15 protein-coding genes are annotated in these 21,883 nt (G+C 40.4%); 4 read left to right on the top strand and 11 right to left on the bottom strand.

The features are described from left to right. Position 1 precedes the first annotated feature (1 nt). Positions 2-667 carry a hypothetical protein gene (locus BM073_RS09860; protein WP_091653674.1) on the bottom strand — a complete coding sequence of 222 codons (666 nt, stop codon included), beginning with the start codon at positions 665-667 and terminating at the stop codon, positions 2-4. A 130-nt stretch (positions 668-797) separates the two neighbouring features. Between BM073_RS09860 and wecB the strand changes: the two genes are divergently transcribed. Next, complete coding sequence (wecB, locus tag BM073_RS09855; protein WP_091653672.1) at positions 798-1,892, top strand: non-hydrolyzing UDP-N-acetylglucosamine 2-epimerase; 1,095 nt, start codon at positions 798-800, stop codon at positions 1,890-1,892. Beyond that, positions 1,893-2,378, top strand: coding sequence for a cupin domain-containing protein (locus tag BM073_RS09850; RefSeq protein ID WP_091653671.1), 486 nt, complete (start codon positions 1,893-1,895; stop codon positions 2,376-2,378). It abuts the gene before it with no gap. Positions 2,379-2,446: 68 nt separating this feature from the next. Here BM073_RS09850 and BM073_RS09845 read toward each other — a convergent pair whose 3' ends face one another. The 5 genes from BM073_RS09845 to BM073_RS18075 form a co-directional block, all read right to left on the bottom strand. Beyond that, positions 2,447-5,350: a TonB-dependent receptor gene (locus tag BM073_RS09845; protein ID WP_091653669.1), complete on the bottom strand. Its 2,904-nt coding sequence runs from the start codon at positions 5,348-5,350 to the stop codon at positions 2,447-2,449. Positions 5,351-5,429: 79 nt separating this feature from the next. Then, positions 5,430-6,662 (bottom strand): beta-helix domain-containing protein, encoded by a 1,233-nt coding sequence (locus BM073_RS09840; protein WP_175557885.1) that lies wholly within the window; start codon positions 6,660-6,662, stop codon positions 5,430-5,432. 185 nt (positions 6,663-6,847) lie between these two features. Further along, entirely contained in the window at positions 6,848-7,819 is a 972-nt protein-coding gene (locus BM073_RS09835) for an AAA family ATPase (RefSeq protein ID WP_091653666.1), read from the bottom strand. Positions 7,820-8,255: 436 nt separating this feature from the next. Then, entirely contained in the window at positions 8,256-8,852 is a 597-nt protein-coding gene (locus tag BM073_RS09830) for a pseudouridine synthase (protein WP_091653664.1), read from the bottom strand. Between the two features lie 6 nt (positions 8,853-8,858). Then, the gene (locus BM073_RS18075; protein ID WP_175557884.1) at positions 8,859-9,035 is read right to left on the bottom strand and encodes a hypothetical protein; all 177 of its coding nucleotides are present in this window, start codon (positions 9,033-9,035) and stop codon (positions 8,859-8,861) included. A 1,246-nt stretch (positions 9,036-10,281) separates the two neighbouring features. Between BM073_RS18075 and BM073_RS09825 the strand changes: the two genes are divergently transcribed. Continuing rightward, positions 10,282-11,391: an amidohydrolase gene (locus tag BM073_RS09825; protein ID WP_091653662.1), complete on the top strand. Its 1,110-nt coding sequence runs from the start codon at positions 10,282-10,284 to the stop codon at positions 11,389-11,391. Positions 11,392-11,459: 68 nt separating this feature from the next. Here BM073_RS09825 and BM073_RS09820 read toward each other — a convergent pair whose 3' ends face one another. Both BM073_RS09820 and BM073_RS09815 read right to left on the bottom strand, forming a co-directional pair. Next, on the bottom strand, positions 11,460-13,775 hold the full coding sequence (locus BM073_RS09820) for a M1 family metallopeptidase (protein ID WP_407639972.1): 2,316 nt from the start codon (positions 13,773-13,775) through the stop codon (positions 11,460-11,462). 37 nt (positions 13,776-13,812) lie between these two features. After that, positions 13,813-14,394: a HupE/UreJ family protein gene (locus tag BM073_RS09815; protein WP_091653659.1), complete on the bottom strand. Its 582-nt coding sequence runs from the start codon at positions 14,392-14,394 to the stop codon at positions 13,813-13,815. Between the two features lie 82 nt (positions 14,395-14,476). On the opposite strand from BM073_RS09815, the gene BM073_RS09810 reads away from it, so the two are divergent. Further along, positions 14,477-14,968, top strand: a complete 492-nt coding sequence (locus BM073_RS09810; RefSeq protein ID WP_091653657.1) for a DUF6702 family protein — start codon at positions 14,477-14,479, stop codon at positions 14,966-14,968. A 96-nt stretch (positions 14,969-15,064) separates the two neighbouring features. Here BM073_RS09810 and BM073_RS09805 read toward each other — a convergent pair whose 3' ends face one another. The 3 genes from BM073_RS09805 to BM073_RS09795 form a co-directional block, all read right to left on the bottom strand. Beyond that, the gene (locus tag BM073_RS09805; protein ID WP_091653655.1) at positions 15,065-16,555 is read right to left on the bottom strand and encodes a RagB/SusD family nutrient uptake outer membrane protein; all 1,491 of its coding nucleotides are present in this window, start codon (positions 16,553-16,555) and stop codon (positions 15,065-15,067) included. A gap of 13 nt (positions 16,556-16,568) precedes the next feature. Further along, a complete protein-coding gene (locus BM073_RS09800) occupies positions 16,569-19,706 on the bottom strand; it encodes a SusC/RagA family TonB-linked outer membrane protein (protein ID WP_091653654.1) in 3,138 nt (1,045 codons plus the stop codon). A gap of 640 nt (positions 19,707-20,346) precedes the next feature. Then, a complete protein-coding gene (locus tag BM073_RS09795; RefSeq protein ID WP_091653652.1) occupies positions 20,347-21,867 on the bottom strand; it encodes a RagB/SusD family nutrient uptake outer membrane protein in 1,521 nt (506 codons plus the stop codon). Positions 21,868-21,883: the final 16 nt, after the last annotated feature.

Genomic DNA, 21,883 nt, shown 5'->3' with positions numbered 1-21,883 from the left:
ATTAATTAACAATCAATGCTTCAACGGTAATTTTTGCCAAGGACCAAGACTCATCACACTTAGGGTCCGGACTATTATCTTGGCGTAATTCAGAATTCCAAAAAATCTTCACATCTGAACTTTGATGTCTAATGATTTTGGAAACAGTATATCTACTGGTGTAATTAGGGAATGCACCAAATATGCATAACCCAGGCATATTGGTTCGAGTACTACCAGATTTGGGGACATTCTGCCGAAAATATGAATTCGGAAATGACTGGTAAAGGCAGTAAGTCGATTCACAGGGGGAGTTGGAAAAGGTTGTTCTGAATATTTCTTCATCGTCAATTCCAAAAAACCAATAATCCGGCCCCGACAGTCCATCATCAGCATTTCCATCCCAACTGTCATGAATTAGGATTTCTGTGGTGATTTTCAACATATTGTGTGAGGGAAGATTCTCCAATTTTACTGAGACTTCCTCATTGTGGTAATGACCCGCTATCGTATCATTTTGGAAAATAAACAGCCTTCCATTTTCAAAACCTTTTAAATCCAGAGTGGAAAAATCATTATCATAAACGACTACCGATGATTCCAAGGTATCTGTGCAGGCGCTTATGGCAAAAGTTAGTATTAAAAAAGAAAGCAATTTTCTACCCCGCTTCCAGGTCCAAATATTCATAAGTCCGAATCTGATAAAATTCTAGCTACAAAGAAACAAAAAAGCAGCCAATTAGAAGACTGGAAAAGTACCTAAATATCATAGAACTGAGTGATGATTTCTTATTTTTGCCCCAAACCAAAGTTATATTATGCCAACTTTTACTATTGTCGCTGGTGCACGGCCTAATTTCATGAAAATTGCTCCCATTATTCATGCTATTCAAAAACAGCAAAAGAATGGGAAAAACCTAAAATTTCGATTGGTTCACACAGGTCAGCACTATGATAAAAAAATGTCAGGGGACTTTTTTGAGCAATTAAACATTCCAGAGCCCAATGCAAATCTGGGAGGCGGAGGCGGAACTCAGGCAGAGCAAACAGCCTCTATCATGGTGGCTTTTGAAAAAGAATTGATGGAAAACCCCACTGATTTGGTAATTGTCGTGGGAGATGTCACCAGCACCTTGGCCTGCTCTATCGCAGCTAAAAAACTTTGTATTGATGTAGCTCATGTGGAGGGCGGAATTCGCTCAGGCGATTTAAGTATGCCCGAGGAAATCAATAGAATGGTCACAGATTCTATCACTGACCACTTTTTTACCACCTCAGAAATAGCTAATGAGAATCTTAGAAAAAGTGGTTTCCCCGAAAGTAAAATTCACTTTGTGGGAAATACCATGATAGATACGCTAATAGCCCAGATGCCAAGATTCCAAAAGCCCGAAGGAGCTATATTTGATGGGCTGGAAAAGGAAAAATACTTCGTAATGACCATGCATAGACCTGCCAATGTGGATCAGGAGCAAAAGCTTAAGGCCATGATCGATGCTATTTTGGAAGGAACTCAAGGCTTGCCAATCATATTCCCTGTTCACCCAAGAACAGCCAAAAACCTTCAAGCAATAGGCATTGACGCACCTAATCTTCACATGTGTGAGCCTTTGGGTTATTTGGAATTTAATTATTTGGTAAAAAATGCAAAAGGTGTCATTACCGATTCCGGAGGCATTACAGAAGAGGCTTCTGTTATGAATGTGCCTTGCGTTACTTTAAGAGATAATACTGAAAGAGCAGAAACTATTCATTTGGGCACCAACGAATTGGTGGGTACAGATCCTGCCAAACTTCGACCATATCTGGAAAAAATCATGAATGGGGACTGGAAGCAATATCAGGGAATTCCGATGTGGGATGGAAAAACAGCGGATAGAATTGTCTCAATTTTGATGGAAACCTATCAATAAATGAATACTCAGGAAAGAGTAGGATTCTTAGTGAAAAGTCTTCAGATGCAAGCGCACCCTGAAGGTGGTTTTTATAAGGAAATATATAGATCTACTGAATCCATTGAGACTGATAAAGGGAAAAGGAATTTAAGCACGTCCATATATTTCTTACTGACTTCAGAAAACATCTCCCGATTCCATAGAATTCAAAGTGATGAACTGTGGTTTTGGCATGAGGGGAGCCCACTTTCTGTTCATACACTTTCGGAAGAAGGGCATCAATTAATGGCTTTAGGTCCAGTAGGCGAAGGAAAATGCCAGCCTCAGAGACTGGTTCAGGCAAAAACAATCTTTGGAAGCAGTGTTGATTCGCCGGATTCTTATGCGCTGGTATCCTGCGTAGTATCACCGGGTTTTGATTTTGAAGACTTTGAGCTGTTTTCCACAGAAAGCCTTTTGGCACTTTATCCGGAAGAAAAGGATATAATTCATCGATTAACTTAATTTCATCACAAAAAAAATAAAGGCTTCCAAATCTCTTTGGAAGCCTTTTTCATTGTGGTAATTAATCCTTAGAAAGAAAATGCTACTTTAAAGTTCATTCTCAAGCCTGGTGCAAGGCTAGTAAAGATCTGATCTTGCGCTGCGAAAGATCTAAACACCATTTCTCTTTTATCATTTAGGATATTCTGAACTCCAAATCCTACCTGGATTCTCTCATCAGCTCCAAATGACTTATTGATATTCAAGTTTAAGCTATGGAAAGGTACTGTGTAAGTGTCTGTTCTGTTTCCAAAACCTACATAGTTCAAAGTAGAACCTTGCACGTTGTAGAATACACCAGCTTCCCAACCTTTGTTATAATCTTGGAATGCTAAACCTGTATTGATAATGTAAGGAGCTTGTCCTGCCATATCTCTGGTATCTTCCACTACTTCTCCTTCTCTTGCAGTCAATGATCTGGATCTGAATTCAGATTCAGACATTTTAATTTGAGATTCGGTTACAGTTACGTTTGTATTCCAATTAAATTTCTCCAAAGCAGGAGAGATAAATGCCAAAGACTTTCTGAATTCGAATTCCAAACCTGCTACTGTACCGTTTCCTACGTTTCTTGGTTGGAAAGTACCTGGGTCAGCAAGGAACTGCACCATTTCGATAGGTCTGTCAAAGGTTTTGTAGAATGCACTTACAGAGAACATTTGACCTCTTTCCTGGAATGCTTCCCATCTAATATCAAAGTTGTTGATTCTTGTAGAAACTAAGTTTCCATCCCAAAGCACCTCTGTGCCACCATTCGTAGTCTCAGGGTACAAACCACCGATGAAAGTTCTACCGGTAATTGGATCTAAAATCTCGGCGTAAGACAATTCTTTGAAAGAAGGTCTTGCGATAGTTCTAGAAGCAGAAAGTCTTAAATTCTGATTGTCTTTCAAGTTGTAGATCAAGTTCACTGTTGGGAAGAAATCAATATCATCCAACATAGTCACCAAATCAAAGTTGATTGTACCAGTTTGGTTGGTACCAGTGTAGTACTGGTTGTACTTCTCTACTCTCAAACCTACAATAGCTTTCAATTTATCAGCTGGTTTCGCTTCAACGGATGCATAACCAGCTACATTGGTAGCGATAGACTGATATTCGTTTGGATTGATAGGAATAAAGTCAGCATTGTATCTTACTCCATTTCTATAAGAAGCAGAGAATAGGTTCTCTTCAGATAAGATCTCATTTGGATCACCTGTGAAGCTTGCGTCTCCAGTAGCAAATTGGAAGCTTTGGATGTTGAAGTCACGGTATTTGAATACATAGTTAGATCCAAATTTCACTTTTGACTCTCTTTGGAATAAAGAAAGAGATTTAGCTACATCGACTTTACCAACTACACTGTATTCTTCCAAATTTCTCCAGATTCTTGCAGGTAAACCTACTTCAGTAGAAATAGTATTGGTAGGAACTCTGAATCTTGTAAATCTGATATCTGGATCCTCAATAGTAGATCTTGTAGGAGCCAATTTCCAGTTTACTTCCCAATCTCTAGCGTTGAAGAAGTGTGTACCTCCCAATAAAACACTGGTAAGTCCTCTTTGGCTATACTCCAAGTTATATTGCTTCGCTTCAAAGTTTGCTCCAAGGTTAGTATTGACGAAATCAAATTCACCAGCTTTGGATTCACCATTTTGAAGGTGCATGATATTCAATTTATACTTAGAATTATCCGTTTTCAAAGCGATACCAGCAAGTCCTCCCAATAGAACGTTGTTTACACCATAGTCACCTTTTTGTCTTTCCAAGGCCTCTAATTCAGTATCAGAAGAAAGTCTTGGCTTTCCATAAAGATTAAATTCCGCATCCTGATAAAACTCAGTTTCATTCTTGTAAGTCAATGCGAAGTTATAACCCCAAGTCGCTTTTGTTCTAGCAATTTGATTTCCAAGGGAGAAGCTTACTCCCATGTCCATCAAGCTATTGGTTCTATATCCGCCTAAGGTTTTGTTGAAGCTTCCCAAAATCTCCTGGTACTCCATTCCTCTTGGACCGTTAGGATTTCCTACTGCCTGACCATATTGAGGAATATTTGTTCTTCCACCTGTAGGAATTGCTCTTGTTCCGTCATCGAATCCCAACCAGTCTGTCTGACCACCGTCATACTTCAAATAGCTTGAATTAAAGTGCATAGAAGGAGTCAAGCCACCACTCAGGCTCAATCGCATATTTTTTTCCTCAGGAAAATCTTTCGTCTCAATATCCACTACCCCACCTGTGAAATCAGCTGGAAGTTCTGCTGTGAATGATTTCGATACAATGATATTGTCAATGACATTCGTTGGGAAGATATCCATTTGGATAGAGTTTCTATCCGGATCCAAACCAGGGATATCTACACCGTTCAATACAGTTTTGGTATATCTGTCACCCAAACCTCTTACGTAGATGTATTTTCCTCCTTCAATAGAAACACCGGTAACTCTTTTCACAGCAGAAGCTGCATCACCATCACCAATTTGACGGAAAGAGCTTGCAGAAATACCATCCATTAGATTGGCTGCATTTCTTTTCACAGACATCAAAGCAGATTCTGTAGTTCTGATTGCGGTAGCTGCGATAGTTACAGTCTCTAATTCAGAAGCTTCATCTGCCATCAAGATATCATTCAAAACATTTACATCTCCAGCCTTTACTTCTACTTCAGTAAGTTGAACTGTTGCATAGGAGATATATGAAATCTGAAGAGAGTAAGAACCTGGCTCTACTTGAATTTCGAATTTTCCATCAAAATCAGTAATTGCACCAGTTCCAGTTTCCTTTACAAGTACAGAAACACCGAACAATGGTTCGCCGGTAGCCTGCTCATAAATGGCTCCTCGGATAGTGCCTTTTTGCGCGAATGCAAAGCCAGCAATTATCTGAGTTAAAACCAGGATAATCAAGATCACCGTTTTCTTGGTGAAGAGATTTTTAGATTTATTTTTCATACAGCAATTTGTAATTGAATACTTTTTGGAAAAGGAAGAAAGGACCTTGCAAACCCCTTCTTCCTTTTATTTTTTGAGTTTAGAAATCAGCCAATTGACCAGAAACTGCGGCCCATGACCAAGTATTGAATGCGGCTTTGTTAGCTCCAACCGTATTTGCGCCAGCAGCGACAGCTGATGCATGAACTGCGGTTCCTGCTCTGAATACAGTAGACAAGGCCACGTTATTAGCTAGTGTGATTTGAAGATTTGCAAATTTTAGAGATCCGTTAGCGAAGGTTGCTAGTGTCTTATCACCGCTCAATGAGAAGTCACCTCTTCCATCTGTTGCAGCTGGATCAGCAAATCCGAAGAAGTAGATATTTTCGAAAGTACCTCTAGCTCCATCTCTGAAGTCAGCCAGCTCTGCTACATTGTTTCCTTTTACAGATCCATTCTTTAAAGTATGAGCTGCCAAGTAAGAACCTTCTGGTCCATCGATTTCTAAGCAATGGTCAGTTTCACCACCTGCGATGACAATGAAATTATCTAAAGTACCTGCCCAAGCTTGATCTGTATCCAAGGCATCATCACCTGCGTTCCAAACCAGAGCATTGGTCACGTTAACTGTTCCGCCGAACCACTCGATTCCATCATCTTGGTTGGCAACAACTTCTACGTTTTCGATCACAGTTCCAGATCCTACTCCACCAAGGGTCAAGCCGTTGATTTCGTTTCCTTCACCGATATTAGCTCCACCGTGTCTGATAGATACATATCTTAAAACTCCAGAATTATCTGCGTCATTGGTTCCACCATAAAGCCCATTAGTATCTGATGGCGGAATACCTTCGATTTGAATTTCTGAAACATCACCGGCAAATGAACCACGTGCGTTTCCTAGGATAATCAAACCTCCCCAAAGGCCATTCAAGTTTGGCTCAAGGTTAGGAGATTGAATTTGTCCAGGCTGAATTTCGTCTGCTATCGTTGTAAAAATGATAGGTGAGCTAGCTGTTCCTGCTGCATTGATTTTTGCTCCTCTTGCAATTACCAAAGCCGTTGCGTTGGAACCTGTTCCAACCTCACCTTTTACAATAACTCCCGGCTGAATAGTTAGTGTGTTACCAGAAGTAACAGCAATTCTACCTGCCAACACGTAAGTTTTCCCTGTTTCCCAAGTGGTGTTGGATGTGATGTTCGAAGTAATGACAACTTCATTATCCAGCCCAGGATCAGTACCAAGATCAGGTCTTTCGTTACCTTCGATACAGCTAGTAAACCCTATTAGGGCAGCTGCAAAAATCATTAAAAAAGAGTTGAACTTTTTCATTGGGTATAAATTGAATGTGGTTTTGTTCGTTTTCACGTTACAAAAGTGTATCAATTTTTACCTGCAAGAGAATTATTCGAATTATGCTTTTTTTAAAAATGAATACAGAATTTAATATTGTATTAACAAAAAAAGCATAAAAAAAGGCTTTCCTCTCAGAAAGCCCCTTTAAGTGCTAATTTGTATTATTTCAATGTTACCGTCTTGTTAATTGGAACCTTTTCCAACAATATTTTAACTAGGTCCCGAGTGTTGATATTGTCAGCTTCTGCTTCGTAATTCAGTATAATTCTGTGATTTAGCACATCTTCTGCAATTTCTTTGATATCCTCAGGAAGTACATAATCACGCCCATCCATATAGGCAACAGCCTTAGAAGCGAGGTTCAAGTTGATACTCGCACGGGGAGAAACCCCAAATTGAATATACTTCGCTTCATTTTTTAGACCGTATTGTTCCGGGAATCTGGTGGCAAAAACCAACTCAATAATATACTGCTCCAAAGGTTCTGCAATATTGATAGCATTGATCTCATTTCTAATATCAAATATATCCTGCTTGGAAAGCACTGCGTTGACCTCTGAATTGAAAGACATATTAGCCATTCTCCTCATAACCTCCATTTCATCAGCCTTACTTGGATACTCGATATGAACTTTCATCATAAATCGATCGACCTGAGCTTCAGGAAGAGGATAAGTACCTTCCTGATCCACCGGGTTTTGGGTTGCCAATACTAAAAAAGGTCTATCTAATGGAAATGTTGTCTCGCCGATGGTTACTTGCTTTTCCTGCATCGCCTCTAGCAAAGCCGACTGAACCTTGGCGGGAGATCGGTTTACCTCATCAGCCAAAATCAAATTGGCGAAAATTGGTCCTTTCTTTACTTCAAAATTAGCCGTCTGCTGATTGTAGATCATTGTACCAATCAAATCTGAAGGCAAGAGATCCGGAGTGAACTGAATTCTGTTAAAATCCAAGTGCAATACTTTGGCAAGAGTATTTACTGTCAGGGTCTTCGCAAGACCAGGAACACCTTCCAATAGAATATGGCCATTGGTAAAGAGCCCTATCAATAAGCGGTTGACCATTTTATCCTGACCGACAACTACTTTTCTTACTTCCTGTATGACTGCTGCTATTTTATCCTGATGCATGGAGTTGGTTTTTTACTCAGATAACCTCAAAAATAGGACATTTTATCCCAGACGCAATCTTAATTCTTAGAAGTGGTAAAGTCAGAGTGCTAAGCGGGATTTTAGGATTTTTTAAGAAGTAAGGTTTTATCGTCACTGCGAGGTGAGCGAAGCAGTCTCATAATTTTCTCGCGGTGGCGCAGCGACGCGGCGAAAAGGTCTCCCGCAAAGTGGCTGAGATGTAAAGGAATTAGGTAAATGATGAGTAATTGGGTAATCGAGTAATTAAAAAAGTTATTGGTGATTAGTTATTGGAATCTCGTTCAGATTTGGAATTACACTTTGATCAGAGGTATTGATGTTATATGCCGAAAAACTTCCTGTGAATCTCTTTACGTCCTTAGAATCTTAGAGGTAAAAATTCCATTATATCTTCTCCTCTTTGAGAGAGAATTCATCATTTTCTACGGAAACCACTCAATCCTAAGGCCCTGTAGACTTCCTCTTGACCCATTTCTCTTACCTCTCCCACTCCAAAGCCTTCAATGCTCAGCTTCTCCATAGACCATCTCACCAATCTCAAGGTGGGAAATCCAACCGCCGCAGTCATTTTTCTTACTTGTCTATTTTTACCTTCAATTAATGTTAAAGCAATCCAGGTATCCGGCACATTTTTGCGGTAACGAATCGGCGGATCTCTATCAGGCAAAGCTGGAATCTCATCGGGAATTTTAGCCAAAGCAGGTTTGGTATGGTACATCTTCCCATCCACATTGATTTCTACTCCCTTTTCCAGTTGACGCAAAGATTCTGCATCTGGTATACCCTCCACCTGAGCCAGATAGGTTCGTTGATGAGCAAATCGGGGATTTAGCAATTGATGGTTAAGCTGCTTATCATCGGTAATCAGCAACAAACCCTCGCTATCCTTATCCAATCGACCTACTGGATAGACCGTTTTGGGAAAATGAAAAAGAGAGGCAAGTGTCTGCCCCTCTCCACTAAATTGGCTCAAAACCCCAAAGGGCTTATAAATAATAAAGTATCGATTCAAAACTGATTAACTTCCGCAACCTACACAATCAATGTATTGACCACCCGGCTTGGTACCATTCAATACCATTTCCAGATTATGAATTTTGTCTCGAATCTCCATGTCTGCAAACATGTCACCAGTAAGCTTGGCTCTTAGAGCAGTGATTTGCTCTTCGATTTGTTTTTTTTCTATCTCGCTCATAAAAGTGTTTGGTTAAAGGTTGAAGTGATTGGATGAAAATAACAAGAAAGGAAGGTAAGTTCCCAACCGTTACTGAAAAAATTGAGACAAAAATGATTCCAATTGAAAATCAGGTGGATAAAAACTTTAATCATAAGAAAAGAAAGTCATTTTCAGTGGCGCAGGGAGAGAGTTATTGGTTATTGAGTTATTAGTTATTTAGGTCTCAACTCAATTCCAAATGCAAGATATTTTTCCTGTCTCAAGGTCTGACTTTATTAGCGTCTAAGGAAAATAGTACAAAAGATTACTTTGCGATATTCTTTGCGACCTCCGCGGCTCTGCGGTGAAAAAGTATCTCGGAGAGACAAAAATTTATAAAGCTATGTTTTCTATCCTCTCTATGTGGTTTTTAACAAGCTCGCAGCGACGCAGCGGCGCAATGATTTTATTCTCCCACAAAGAACAAAAGAGGCAAAGGGATAATGTCATTGATGAGTAATTGTATAATTGATTAATCGAGTAATTGAAGAATATCGCTGCTTGGCGTTGTATTACTTCATTATTCATCATTCGATGTTCGATGTTCGATATTTTTTGAGCTCCAGAAAAGGAAAAGAAGCAAAGGCTGAATGAAGCTATTTTTTCTATTCTCTCTATGTGGTTTTTAAGGAAAGCTCGCGGAGACGCAGCGGCGCGGCGATAATGTCTCCCGCCAAGAATAGAAGAAGTAAAAAGTAATTGTGTAATTGATTAATCGAGTAATTGAAGGGAATCGCCGTTTGTAGTCTTATTATTTCTCGTAGCGGCGCAGGGAGAGAGTTATTAGTTATTTAGGTCTCACCTCAATTCCAAAAGCAAGATATTTTTCCTGTCTCATGGTCTAACTGTATTAGCGTCTAAGGAAAAAGTGGAAAAGATTACTTTGCGATATTCTTTGCAACCTCCGCGGCTCTGCGGTGAAAAAGTTATAAAACTATGTTTTCTATCCTCTCTATGTGGTTTTTAAGAAAAGCTCGCAGCGGCGCAACGGCGCAATGATTTTATTCTCCCGCAAAGAACAAAAGAGGCAAAGATTAATAGGTTGAAGCGAAAAAAATCTGAGGCAAATAAAAAGGAATCTATAGCTCAAAATAGTCTCAAAAGTCTCCCTCCCCTTAGTAAATCGTAATTCTTTAATCTAAAATAGCTTTTCTCAATAATCAAAGAATCTTCGCTAGGTAAAATACCGTTTGCATATAAAGCAAAGACACCCAACTTTGTTCCCATGAATTCACTAATCCAACTTCGGCATACACTTCACAAGCACCCAGAAATAGCAGGGGAAGAAAGCCAAACTGCCCAGAGAATTCTGGACTTTTTTAAGCCTTTGAACCCAGATGAGACAATTGAAGGCTTGGGAGGAACGGGCTTAGCTTTCATTTTCAAGGGTAAAAACCCAGGAAAACGCCTGCTCTTTCGTTGTGAATTGGACGCCTTACCTATCGAGGAAAAAGGAAATCCAAGCTACCAAAGCACTGTCTCCGGAAAGGCCCACCTTTGTGGCCATGACGGACACATGGCAATTATCTGTGGATTGGGAGAAAAGTTGGCTCAAGTGAGACCTGAAAGTGGAGAAGTGGTGCTTCTCTTTCAACCTGCCGAAGAAACAGGAGAAGGGGCTCAGGCAATTCTAAATGATTCCCGATTTGAGGAAGTCAGGCCCGATTATGCCTTTGCCCTACATAACTTACCCGGATTTCCGCTTCATCAGGTGGTGCTTCGAAAAGGAACATTTGCCGCAGGAAGTACAGGAATGCGACTACATTTCACCGGGAAAACCTCCCACTCTGCCCATCCCGACGCCGGAATCAACCCTGCACAGGCCCTAGCCCAACTGATGCATCAGCTTCCCCAATTGCCCAAGGAAATTCCAGGCTTTTCCTTACTCACGCTGATCCATGCTGAACTGGGAAGTTTGGCTTTTGGGACGAGTGCAGGCAAGGGAAGTCTAAGTATGACCCTGAGAGCCTATGACCAGAAAGATCTGGACTTGCTAATTGAAAAAGCACAAGCTTTGGCTAAAAAAATAGCAAGCGAGGAGCGCTTAAAATTGGAAGTAGAATTTGTTGAGAAATTTGCGGTATCGCACAATGATCAAGAATTGTATGAGGTCGTAAAAGTTGCTGCTGAGCAATTAAGGCTTAACGCTGTAGAAAAAGCCGAACCCTTCAATTGGTCGGAAGATTTTGGACTGTTTAGTCAGCATTGCCCTTCTTTTTTGTTTGGCCTAGGCTCAGGTGAGAATTGTCCTCAACTCCATGAACCGACCTACGATTTCCCTGATGAGTTGATTGATACCGGGGTGAAGGTTTTTGAAGAAATCGTAAAAAAATAAACCCTCCAAATTCTCCTCAGAGAGGAAAAACTTTGGAGGGCTTAAAAATAATATCGAAAGCCTAGAGCTTACTTTTTCTTGCTCTGAGCTTTTTTCATCGGATTGTCACCTGTAGAAGCTCCTCTGGCTCCACCTCGGCCTTTGTACAATTCAAATCGGGTTGGCTGATATTGTCTTGGCCAGTAATTACTGGACTCATCGATATCCGCAGTCTCACGCATAGGATCCAATATAAACTGTACCACTTCTTTCTTCTTCGGGAAAACTTTGGTCACCTGAGTTTCATTGAGCTTCCAGATTTCAGCAGGAATTTTCTCTATATCCGAGGTTCCGTCAGCATATTGGAATTCAATGATCAATGGCATTACCAACCCGCCCACATTTTCAAAGGTGATCTCGTAGAAGTTCATATTGGAATTCAAGAGTTCTTTTTCCTTTGGAGAAAGACTGGCCATAAACTTCTTATACTCTTCCTCGTCTTCAGGGCTCACAGTAAATGGATTGTAAGAATTGTAAAAATCTCTGGTGGCAGGATCTGCCTCCACTACTGTTTGAGGCACATCTGCTTTGTTATAATTCTTAGATACATAGCTTTCTTCCAGGTCAAATGCAGCTTTTTGATCAGCTTTTTTCTGAGCCGGAGTTCTGTTGTCCAGTTTAAACCATTTCACATCCTGAATAGCAATATCAACAGGTTCTGTTCCATAAAACCATCCTCTCCAGAACCAGTCCAGATCAACTGCAGATGCATCTTCCATTGTTCTAAACAAATCTTCAGGGGTTGGATGCTTAAACATCCATCTTCTAGCATACTCTCTGAAAGCAAAATCGAACAGCTCTCTGCCCATCACTGTTTCTCTCAAAATATTCAAAGCAGTAGCTGGCTTAGCGTATGCATTTGGACCAAACTGAATGATATTTTCTGAGTTAGTCATGATCGGCTCAAGCATGCTCTTATCGCTTCTCATGTAAGGAACAATCTTATGTGCAGGTCCTCTTCTGGATGGATAATTTCTATCCCATTCCTGCTCTGCCATAAACTGCATGAAGGTATTCAAGCCTTCATCCATCCAAGTCCACTGTCTCTCGTCTGAGTTGACGATCATCGGGAAGAAATTGTGGCCTACTTCGTGAATGATTACTGAAATCATTCCATACTTCACTGCTTCTGAATAGGTGCCATCCTTGTCTGGTCTTCCGTAATTGAAACAGATCATCGGGTATTCCATACCATTACTTGCTTCCACAGAGATAGCAGTTGGATATGGGTAGTCAAATGTATGGGCGGAATAAGATTTAATAGTATGAGCTACTACTCGGGTTGAATATTGCTCCCACAATGGATTGGCCTCCTTGGCATAGTAAGACATCGCCATGACATCTTTTCCTCCTTGCTTCACTGCCATAGCATCCCAGATAAATTTTCTGGAAGAAGTCCAAGCAAAATCGCGGACATTCTCAGCTTTAAAAATCCAGGTTTTCTTGTCTTTGGATTTTCCTTTTTCCAATTTTTCAGCCTCTGCCTGAGTTCTGATAATTACAGGATTATCAAAGGTCTGCTTGGCTTTATTCCATCGCTGCAATTCCGTAGCAGATAATACTTCTTCAGGATTTTGTAAAACTCCGGTAGCTCCTACCATGTGATCAGCAGGCACAGTGATTTTTACTTCATAATCCCCAAAAGTCAAGGCAAATTCACCTCTTCCCAAAAACTGTTTGTTCTGCCATCCTTCGAAATCAGAATAAACAGCCATTCTAGGAAACCACTCTGCCATAGTATAGATATAGTTCCCATCTTCCGGGAAGAATTCATAACCAGGTCTACCGGAAATGTAGGACATTCGGTCTGTGATATTAAAGGACCAGTCAACAGCAAAAGTGAAGCTCTCACCCGCCTTTAAAGGCTTTGGAAGATCAATTCGCATCATGGTTTTGTTGACAGCCACAGAAAGCGGATTCCCTTGTGCGTCCTTTACATTCAGCACTTTATAGCCATATTCATCATTTTCCCAGAGGATTCCCTGCAAAGTTCCTAAGGTCATGCGGGAATTGATACTGCTTTCGGCTACCAAAGGTGCTTCAGATTGAGGACCTCTTTGGTTTTCTTCCAACTGAACCCAAAGATAGGTCAGTTGATCAGGAGAGTTATTGATATAGGTGATGGTTTCCTTTCCCTTGACGGATTGATTATCATCATTGAGTTCCACGTCGATCACATAATTGGCTTTTTGCTGCCAATACATATGTCCCGGAGCACCAGAGGCAGTCCTGTAGACATTGGGAGATCGTAGCATGGTACCCAGCTGCTCAAATCGTTCGCCGTGGTTTTGCTCTGAACGACGAGCCTGCCCGAAAACCTGAGCAGTCATTAGGGCCAAGAGCATCCAAACTAGTCCTGTTTTTTTCATAGTTATATTTTATTTACCAAAATTTCGTTTCTAGCATCATCATCAGGGAAATCCCGAAGACCATAGCAGCCATAACCAAGGTCCACTCCTTTCTGTTTACACCAGCTATCCCTACCAGGATAGAGGTCACCAATAAATAGGCTCCAACAATGATCAATTGTCCGGCTTCCAAACCCAGATTAAAAGCAAGGAGAGGTTTCCAGATAACAGCCTCTTTTCCCAATAGCTCCCGGAGGTAATTGGAAAAACCCAAACCATGGATCAAACCAAAAAACAGCGCGAGAAAATAATTCATTTGAATACCTTTGCCCGTAGAAGGTCTTGGCTTCAAGATAGTAGTAAAGGCAGTAATGGCGATGGTGACAGGAATCAGGAATTCGATAACATCGGATCGTACCTGAATCACTTTAAAAGTGGCCAAAGCAAGGGTAAGGGAGTGACCAATGGTGAAAGCTGTTACCAAAATCACGATCTTTCGCCAATCTCTGGCTATAAAAACAGCACAAAGCGCCAAGACAAATAGGATATGATCATAGCCTTGGATATCCAAAATATGCTTCAGGCCAAGACGGAAATACAGTTCAAATGAATTCATAAACTCAGAAAATACCTCGATTGAAGTAAATTGGGGCAATAATACAGGTTTATTCCCATAAAAGACAAGCAATCCTTTTCAAATGCAACAGTTTTACATCTCCTTGATTTCTCTGGGATGGATGGTACTCAGTCATCCTTATTTTATCTCTTTGACAGAAATCCGGCAAAATCCTGAAAGCCAACGGTTGGAAATCGCTCAGAAGATTTTTTGGGACGATTTGGAGGAAGCTTTAGGAGACTTTCATGGAGAAAAGGTGGATTTTTTGAATCCTGAGAATCCAGAAAAATTAAATGCTCAAATTCAGGCATATCTACTCCATCACAATAAAATATGGTTGGATGGAAGCCCTGCTACTTTGAAATTTTTGGGCTATGAAATCGAAGAAGATGCTGCCTGGTTTTATATGGAGTCTCATCCTCTTCCCTGGAAAGCTAAGATTCGGGTTCAAAACAGCATCTTGATTAAGAATTTTTCTTCCCAGCAAAACATCATTCATGTGTATAAAAACAGCAAAAGCCCAAAAAGCTTGCTTTTGGGCAAAGGGAAGGAAAGTGGACAGATAGAATTCTGATAAAGTTTTAATTTTTAGCCCCATAAATTTTTAAAAAAAAAAGTCCGACTCTTGAGAGCCGGACTTGGATGATTTAAACAAATTGCTTTCCTCTTATTAAGATGGGTTCTGCACCATTTTGTCATTTGCATTCAACTCCGCAATTGGAATTTTGAACTGCCAGTTAGGCGTACCAGCAGGTTCTTCATATTTAGAGTTGATTACTGTTGCTACATGGTTTGCACCATTTCTATCCAATGAAAGATTCAAGCGCTTTAGGTCATAGAATCGGAATCCTTCGCCCCAAAGCTCAATTCTTCTTTGAGTCATGATCTCTTCTATCAAAGCTGCACCCGTGTTGGTTGAAAGCGTATACTCAGGATCTCTTTGAGAAGCCAATTCGAATAGAACTTGGGCTGCCTGAGCACCGTTTCCGCTTCTTGCCAAAGCCTCAGCCTCGATCAAAATCATTTCAGAAGCTCTCATATAAGGAACATCACCTACAGAAGAAGCATTAGCCTGAGCTACAAACTTTCTGTTCATGAAGTTTCTTTTTGCGAAAGAACTCAAAGTAACCTCATCGATAAATGGATCTCTCAAAGCCGCTGTTCCTGCATTTGGATCCCACAAACCTTTTCTGGCATCAGTAGGAGAAATCTTAGCATACAAAGAGCTATTGATCGCCTTAGGATTACCCCTGATATTGGTAGAGCTAAAGTTCAAAGACATATATGCGAAGAAAGAAGCAAAGAAAGTCTGCTGATCGTCAATTTGACGGCTTCCCCAGATCCACTCTGGATTATCAACATTGTTGAATCCTTCATATAATTGAGAAGCAGACATCAAGTCATAGCCTTGACGAGCCTGGTTTGCCAAAGTAGCCGCTTGAGCAAAGTTACCTTGAGTCAAAGCAACTCTAGCCTTGATTCCTCTAGCAACATTGACATTGATATGGGATTTAGCATTTCGGCCTTCACCCAATAAAGCAATCGCTGCATCCAAATCTGCATTCACTTGAGTATACACTTCTTCAACGGTATTTCTGGCTCCACCTTCAGTAATTGGCTCCAAAACCAATGGTACGCCTAATTGACCGTTGTTTCCACCTGCCTGATATCGCTCAGCAAATAGCTGTACCAAGTTGAAGTGAGCCCAAGCGCGATAAGCTAATGCCTGTCCTTTGATCTCATCTTTCTCTGCTTGAGGACCTGCGGCATTATCAATATTAGCGATGATCATGTTTGCGTTACCGATGATTTTGTAATAAAATCTCCACACGAACCGTACATCACCACTGTTTTCGTTGACATGGTTTAACCATCTAGACATGGATACAAACCAACCATTAGCGATTCCGGTCATTACCACATCCTCGCCCAAAACCTCGCGCATAATCATCACCCCACCTTCACCCGGCTGACCTTGGGAGTCGTAACGGATAAACATGGATCTGTGAATCCCATTAAGGGCTGTCATCGCATTTTGCGTAGTCGTAAAGACTGCATTTTCAGATACCGCATCCGTAGGTAGGGTATCCAAATAGTCCTCAGCACATCCAAAACTTAGAATGGCGCCGAGTAAGAATATTTTACTTAATAATTTCTTCATGGTCTTTGGTAAATTACAGATTCACATTAAGTCCCAGCGTGAATGTTCTCGCCGGAGTGAAAGTATTAGAAGTAGTACCACTAAAGGTTCCAGATACATACATACCGCTTCTTGAAGACAACCAGCCTAAGTTTTCACCGGCTAGGTATACGGTAGCTCCTCTCATTTTCCATCTTTCCAATAAAGTTCTAGGAAGGGTGTAAGAGAGATTGATTGCACGTAAGTTGAGATAAGAGGCATCGGTTAGCCACCTGTCTGATGCGACGTTGGTTTGAGCAGCACCGGTTACATCCATTTTAGGAACTTCTGTAACATCTCCAGGCTGTTTCCATCTGTTCAGGATATCCACGTGAGCAGCTCCTCCATCAGGGTCAGCACCCATCAAACCTGCATAGATTCCATCATAAATATCTCCACCTACTGCAAAGCTTACTAGGACATTCAAGGATAATCCTTTGTAAGAGAAGGTATTGGACAATCCACCAAAGAAGTCTGGGATTGCATTTCCTGCAAAATGGAATCTTGCATTTTGGAATCTAGTAGTAACTGTATCCTGCCCAATAATTCTGGTAGTTGGATCATTTTCAGCATACTCTTCAGCTCTATAAAGACCTTCACCAGTTTCTGGATCCACACCGTACCAGTCTCTCAACCAAAAATCAAAGATTGATCTACCAACCACATACTTTTTAGTACCTACAATTTGCTCCTCGAATGGAAGCTCTTTGAATTCATTTTTGAAAGTAGAAACGTTCACATTAGCATTCCATTTGAAAGCTCCTCTTCTCATCACATCTCCACCAATATTGAATTCAATCCCTTTATTCGACATGGTGCCGATATTTTGGAATCTGTTCTCTAAACCCGTGGTCAAAGACAAAGGAACTTCGAAAAGCAGGTTGCTAGACTCTCTATTGAAGAACTCCAAAGTACCTGAGAATCTATTTCCAAATGCGAAGTCCAAACCTAGATCATAGGTATTGTTGGATTCCCACTGTAGATCCAAAGCAGAAAGTGAAGCCTGCAAAATACCCGGCTCAGAAGCATTGTTGAAGCCTAGGTCATACAATGCTTGCCAAGGATAAAATCCTCCCACATTGTTATTTCCAACCTCACCATAAGAAGCTCTTAATTTGAATAGCTGGAAGAAGTTAGAATTGAAGAAATTTTCCTGATCAATCGACCAAGCTGCACCTACTGAGAAGAAAGTACCCCATCTTACATCTCTAAAGAATCTGGATGATCCATCTGTTCTCCAAGAAGCAGAGAATGAGTATTTATCATCGTACACATAGTTTACTCTGGAAAGGTAAGACTCGATTCTGTCCACATCAGTTCTTCCAGAAGCAGAGTTGATAGTTACGAAGTTGTCAGGCTCGATATTTCCAGCCAAGATCTGATCCTGCTTAGAGATAAACTGTCTTGTTCTTCTGAAATCATAGTTTTCATGACCTACCAAAGCTTCCACGAAATGCTTGTCGTTGAAAGTTTTTGAATAAGTCAATAACTGGTTGAAGGTTAGAGAATTGATTCTGATATTCTCTCTTCTTGTACGTCCAGCCGGAGCACCATCACCTACGATAGTATTGTCATAACCAATATTCAGCAAAGAAGTGATATCAGTAGCGATGTTGGTTCTGAAAGTAAAGTCTTTCAAGAACTTAGCTTCTACATAAGCTCTGGAAGAGATGACATCTCTGTCAAAACGATCGACGTTCAACAAAGTCTCCTGAACTACATGACGTCCTGGATAAGCACCAGCACCTCTTCTTGGAAGACCAAATTCTTCTAGGTCACCTAAATCGAAAATTTTGTTACCAAATTCATCCAAGATGAATCCACCAGTTTGCATATTTTGAGCAAAAACCGGATAAATAGGACCCATGGATCTAGCAGTAAAGAATGGGTTCACAAAGCTGGAACTTCCTCCATCTCTTGCATTATTTCCCTCACTCATGGTTGCTGAAAGGTTGATACCAGTTTTCAACCAGTTAGTAGCTTGAGTATTTACATTCAAACGACCAGTGAAACGCTCAATATCAGAATTGATAATGAAACCTTTCTCATTCAAGTAGTTGAAAGAGGTATAAAAATCAGTTTTCTCAGAGCCACCAGAATAAGTCATGTTATATTCTTTTCTGTCCCCTGTTCTCTGCAATTCATCAAACCAATTAAGCCCAACAAAATTGTTTACAGCATTCGAGTTTAGTCTACCGTCAGTTCCTACGATTTGATTGTTTGGAACATTGTAGACATTGTAACCCAAAATATTGATGAGGTTATTGGATGCAAAAGTAGCTGCAGCATCAGGAGTAGCTCCATTGCCCAATTGGCTATTTCTCAATGATTCCCAAACTAAAGGGTAATACTGGTCAGCATTTACTCTGTCATATTCTGGCAAAGCTCTGCTGGATACACCCTGCTGAACTCTCACATTGAAGGTTGGCTTATTTTTCTGACCGGTTTTGGTGGTAATCATAATTACACCATTTGCCGCTCTAGAACCATACAATGCAGCTGAAGAAGCATCTTTCAAGATGGTCATGTCAGCTATATCTTCAGGATTAAGGTTAGATAGGTCCCCATCATAAGGTACACCATCCACTACGTAAAGAGGTGCAGAAGAAGAGTTCACAGAACCAATACCTCTGATTCTTACAGCAGGAGTAGAACCCGGCTGACCTGAAGCAGAAGTGGTGATTACACCCGGTGCCTGACCTTCAATGGCATTTACCACGTTGTTGATAGGACGATTGGCTATCTGATCTCCTTTCAAGGCTATTGCTGAACCGGTAAAGTTTCCTTTATCAGCAGTACCTCCATAAGCAGTAATAATTACCTCTTGAAGATTTTGAGCATCTTCTCTCATGGTAACATTGATTTCAGATCTATTACCGATCTGCTCTTCCACACTGATATAACCGATATAGCTAAATACCAATGTTGATGCATTTGCAGGTACCAAAATGGTGTACCTACCATCCAGGTCAGTTACGACGCCAATGGTCGTTCCTTTCACCAAGACATTCACTCCGATCAAGCCTTCTGGCTCCTCAGGTGAAGTCACCCTACCGGTGATCGTTCTGTTTTGTGCCATGACCGAAACAGCTGTTAAGAGCATGATCACAAATCCCAGTAAAACTTTCTTCATAGGTTAAATTTTAATAGATGATTTGTTTTTCGAATCGGCTAATGAAAAAGCAAATAGCTAAAGGAGCAAATTTGGTAAAACTTAAAAAAGGTTAAGTTTTCAGAATAAAATTCTATTATTTTTATTTTCTTAGAATTTTATGAAAAATATATTGTGTCCGAACAGTGTCCGCTAATATAGGATTTCTATTTTTATAATTTTTATAATAAAAAATTTTGCTATTTTGATTTTAAATTATTTAAAATTCCGTTTCTTAGTTTTATCCAAAAAATATTAAATCAAATATTAATACTTTTTTTCAATATTTAATTCTGTTTTTGCCTATTGCGCAATCGATTTCTAAAAATAAATTTTTGCCATGTCCGATTTTAAAATTTGAATCACAGAATTATAAAAACGAAAAATGAAATTATTCGAAATTTAATTTCTCTTTTAATTTTACTCCAATTAGCACAAAAGGATGATAATCGGTTAGAAAAATAATTAACTAATTATTGTTTAAATTCTATTTTTATTCTTATAGTACTACTAAATACCCTTGAATTACCAGGGTTTTTTAGAAGATTTATACTTATCAAAATGATGTAAACACAAAAAAACCCGGTCATTGAACCGGGTTTTATTTTATATCAAACCAAAATTAATAGCCTGGATTCTGCTCAATTGGAGCAGTGGAGTTAGTTTGAATTTCTTCCAATGGAATCGGCCATACAAACAAATTGCTAGTATACAGAATGGAGTGATCTGTTGGGATTGCTCTGTCTGTATTATAGAAATTAATATTTGTGATAGATCTCGAAGTTGCCTTTGCAGGAACTCCATTCATGACTCCCGCTCCGGATAGTCTGTGAATGTCAGCCCATCTTTTACCTTCAGCCAAGAACTCAATTCGTCTTTCTTTATAGATAGCATCCAAGACACCTGCCTGACCGCCTAATCCAGCAGCGGTAAATGCCGGAACCGTCGCAGGTAAAGCTCTGCTTCTAACTGAATTCAAAAGTGTAACAGCAACATCCAAGTTACCCAATTGCGCATTAGCCTCTGCAGCATTTAATACTACCTCTGCAAATCTCAATATTGGATTTGGATCAGAATAGGTTACTGCATCCGGATATTTTCCAGTATATACTCCAGTTCCGTTGGAAGTAGTCAACAAAGTTCTTCTGGAGTCTTCTGCCAACCAGAAACTTGATCTCCAGATTAGCGGGCTGATTTTAACCAAACCTCTGGCGCCTAAGTCTGGATTTCCAAACATGGAAGCAAGTGCTCCGTTGACACCGGCATTAGATGCTTCCGTATTGATGAAAGAGAACACGTTATCAGTGGTTGAGCCTGAGAAGAAAGGAGCAGTTACTGAAGAAGTCACTGCGTACTGACCAGTAATTTTTGCTTGCTCTGCAATTACACCAGCCCAGTCTTCCATATGCAATTTAACTCTGGATTTCAAACCAATCGCTGCACCCTTACTTGCTCTAGAAAAAGCCCCATTTGGCAATAAAGATTCAGCTTCATCCAAATCAGATAATAATTGCTGATAGTCTTCTCCAACAGTTCCTCTTCCAACAGCCTCACCATCTGGCACTTTTGGTACATCATTGATAGCAAATGTTCTGTAAGGGACCCCAGGTGAAGCTGGATTATCGGAGTATGGTCTTGCGAAATGAACCAAAAGTTCATGATGAGCCAATGCTCTTAAGAAAAGCATTTCCCCTCTATATCGATCTCTTTGCGCCTGAGTTAAAACACCACTGCTTAATGCCTCATCCAACCCTTCCAAAACAATGTTGGCTCTGTTGATCATTCTATATAGAGAGATCCACATCCCATTATTATTGGCTGTTTGTGGGTTATATGCACCAACATAAGTGATCTCGTAGAACAACTGATCATTATACATATCCTCCCCACGCATATCTCCTTGCTGCACATTGGCAGCTCCGAAAGGATATCCTCGTTGAACTGATCCCAAATAGAATCCACGTTGTGCTGATTCGTAGACACCCAGCACCGCAGATTCCACTCTAGCCGGGGTAGCAAATGCCTCCTGGTCAGGAATCAGGTTTGCCGGCGTCAAATCCACTACATCACAAGAGCTTACTGCTCCCATAAGGGCAGCGCCCGCAATAGCGAGTTTGAATTTATTTATTGAAAACTTAGTCATTTTTTCTTCTTTTGAT

Origin of the sequence: Algoriphagus ornithinivorans (assembly GCF_900115305.1) — a bacterium.
Taxonomy (GTDB): Bacteria; Bacteroidota; Bacteroidia; order Cytophagales; family Cyclobacteriaceae; genus Algoriphagus; species Algoriphagus ornithinivorans.
The sequence above is the reverse complement of the archived record's forward strand: the minus strand, read 5'-3'. Positions and strand labels throughout refer to the sequence as shown.

What these genes read in the sequence shown, in the direction of transcription:
- BM073_RS09825 (WP_091653662.1), top strand. Translation starts at nt 10,282, where the DNA reads ATGAATTCACTAATCCAACTTCGGCATACACTTCACAAGCACCCAGAA.
- BM073_RS09845 (WP_091653669.1), bottom strand. Translation starts at nt 5,350, where the DNA reads ATGAAAAATAAATCTAAAAATCTCTTCACCAAGAAAACGGTGATCTTG.
- BM073_RS09850 (WP_091653671.1), top strand. Translation starts at nt 1,893, where the DNA reads ATGAATACTCAGGAAAGAGTAGGATTCTTAGTGAAAAGTCTTCAGATG.
- BM073_RS09810 (WP_091653657.1), top strand. Translation starts at nt 14,477, where the DNA reads ATGCAACAGTTTTACATCTCCTTGATTTCTCTGGGATGGATGGTACTC.
- BM073_RS09805 (WP_091653655.1), bottom strand. Translation starts at nt 16,555, where the DNA reads ATGAAGAAATTATTAAGTAAAATATTCTTACTCGGCGCCATTCTAAGT.
- BM073_RS09820 (WP_407639972.1), bottom strand. Translation starts at nt 13,775, where the DNA reads ATGCTCTTGGCCCTAATGACTGCTCAGGTTTTCGGGCAGGCTCGTCGT.
- BM073_RS09815 (WP_091653659.1), bottom strand. Translation starts at nt 14,394, where the DNA reads ATGAATTCATTTGAACTGTATTTCCGTCTTGGCCTGAAGCATATTTTG.
- BM073_RS09840 (WP_175557885.1), bottom strand. Translation starts at nt 6,662, where the DNA reads ATGAAAAAGTTCAACTCTTTTTTAATGATTTTTGCAGCTGCCCTAATA.
- BM073_RS18075 (WP_175557884.1), bottom strand. Translation starts at nt 9,035, where the DNA reads ATGAGCGAGATAGAAAAAAAACAAATCGAAGAGCAAATCACTGCTCTA.
- BM073_RS09800 (WP_091653654.1), bottom strand. Translation starts at nt 19,706, where the DNA reads ATGAAGAAAGTTTTACTGGGATTTGTGATCATGCTCTTAACAGCTGTT.
- BM073_RS09795 (WP_091653652.1), bottom strand. Translation starts at nt 21,867, where the DNA reads ATGACTAAGTTTTCAATAAATAAATTCAAACTCGCTATTGCGGGCGCT.
- BM073_RS09835 (WP_091653666.1), bottom strand. Translation starts at nt 7,819, where the DNA reads ATGCATCAGGATAAAATAGCAGCAGTCATACAGGAAGTAAGAAAAGTA.
- BM073_RS09860 (WP_091653674.1), bottom strand. Translation starts at nt 667, where the DNA reads ATGAATATTTGGACCTGGAAGCGGGGTAGAAAATTGCTTTCTTTTTTA.
- wecB (WP_091653672.1), top strand. Translation starts at nt 798, where the DNA reads ATGCCAACTTTTACTATTGTCGCTGGTGCACGGCCTAATTTCATGAAA.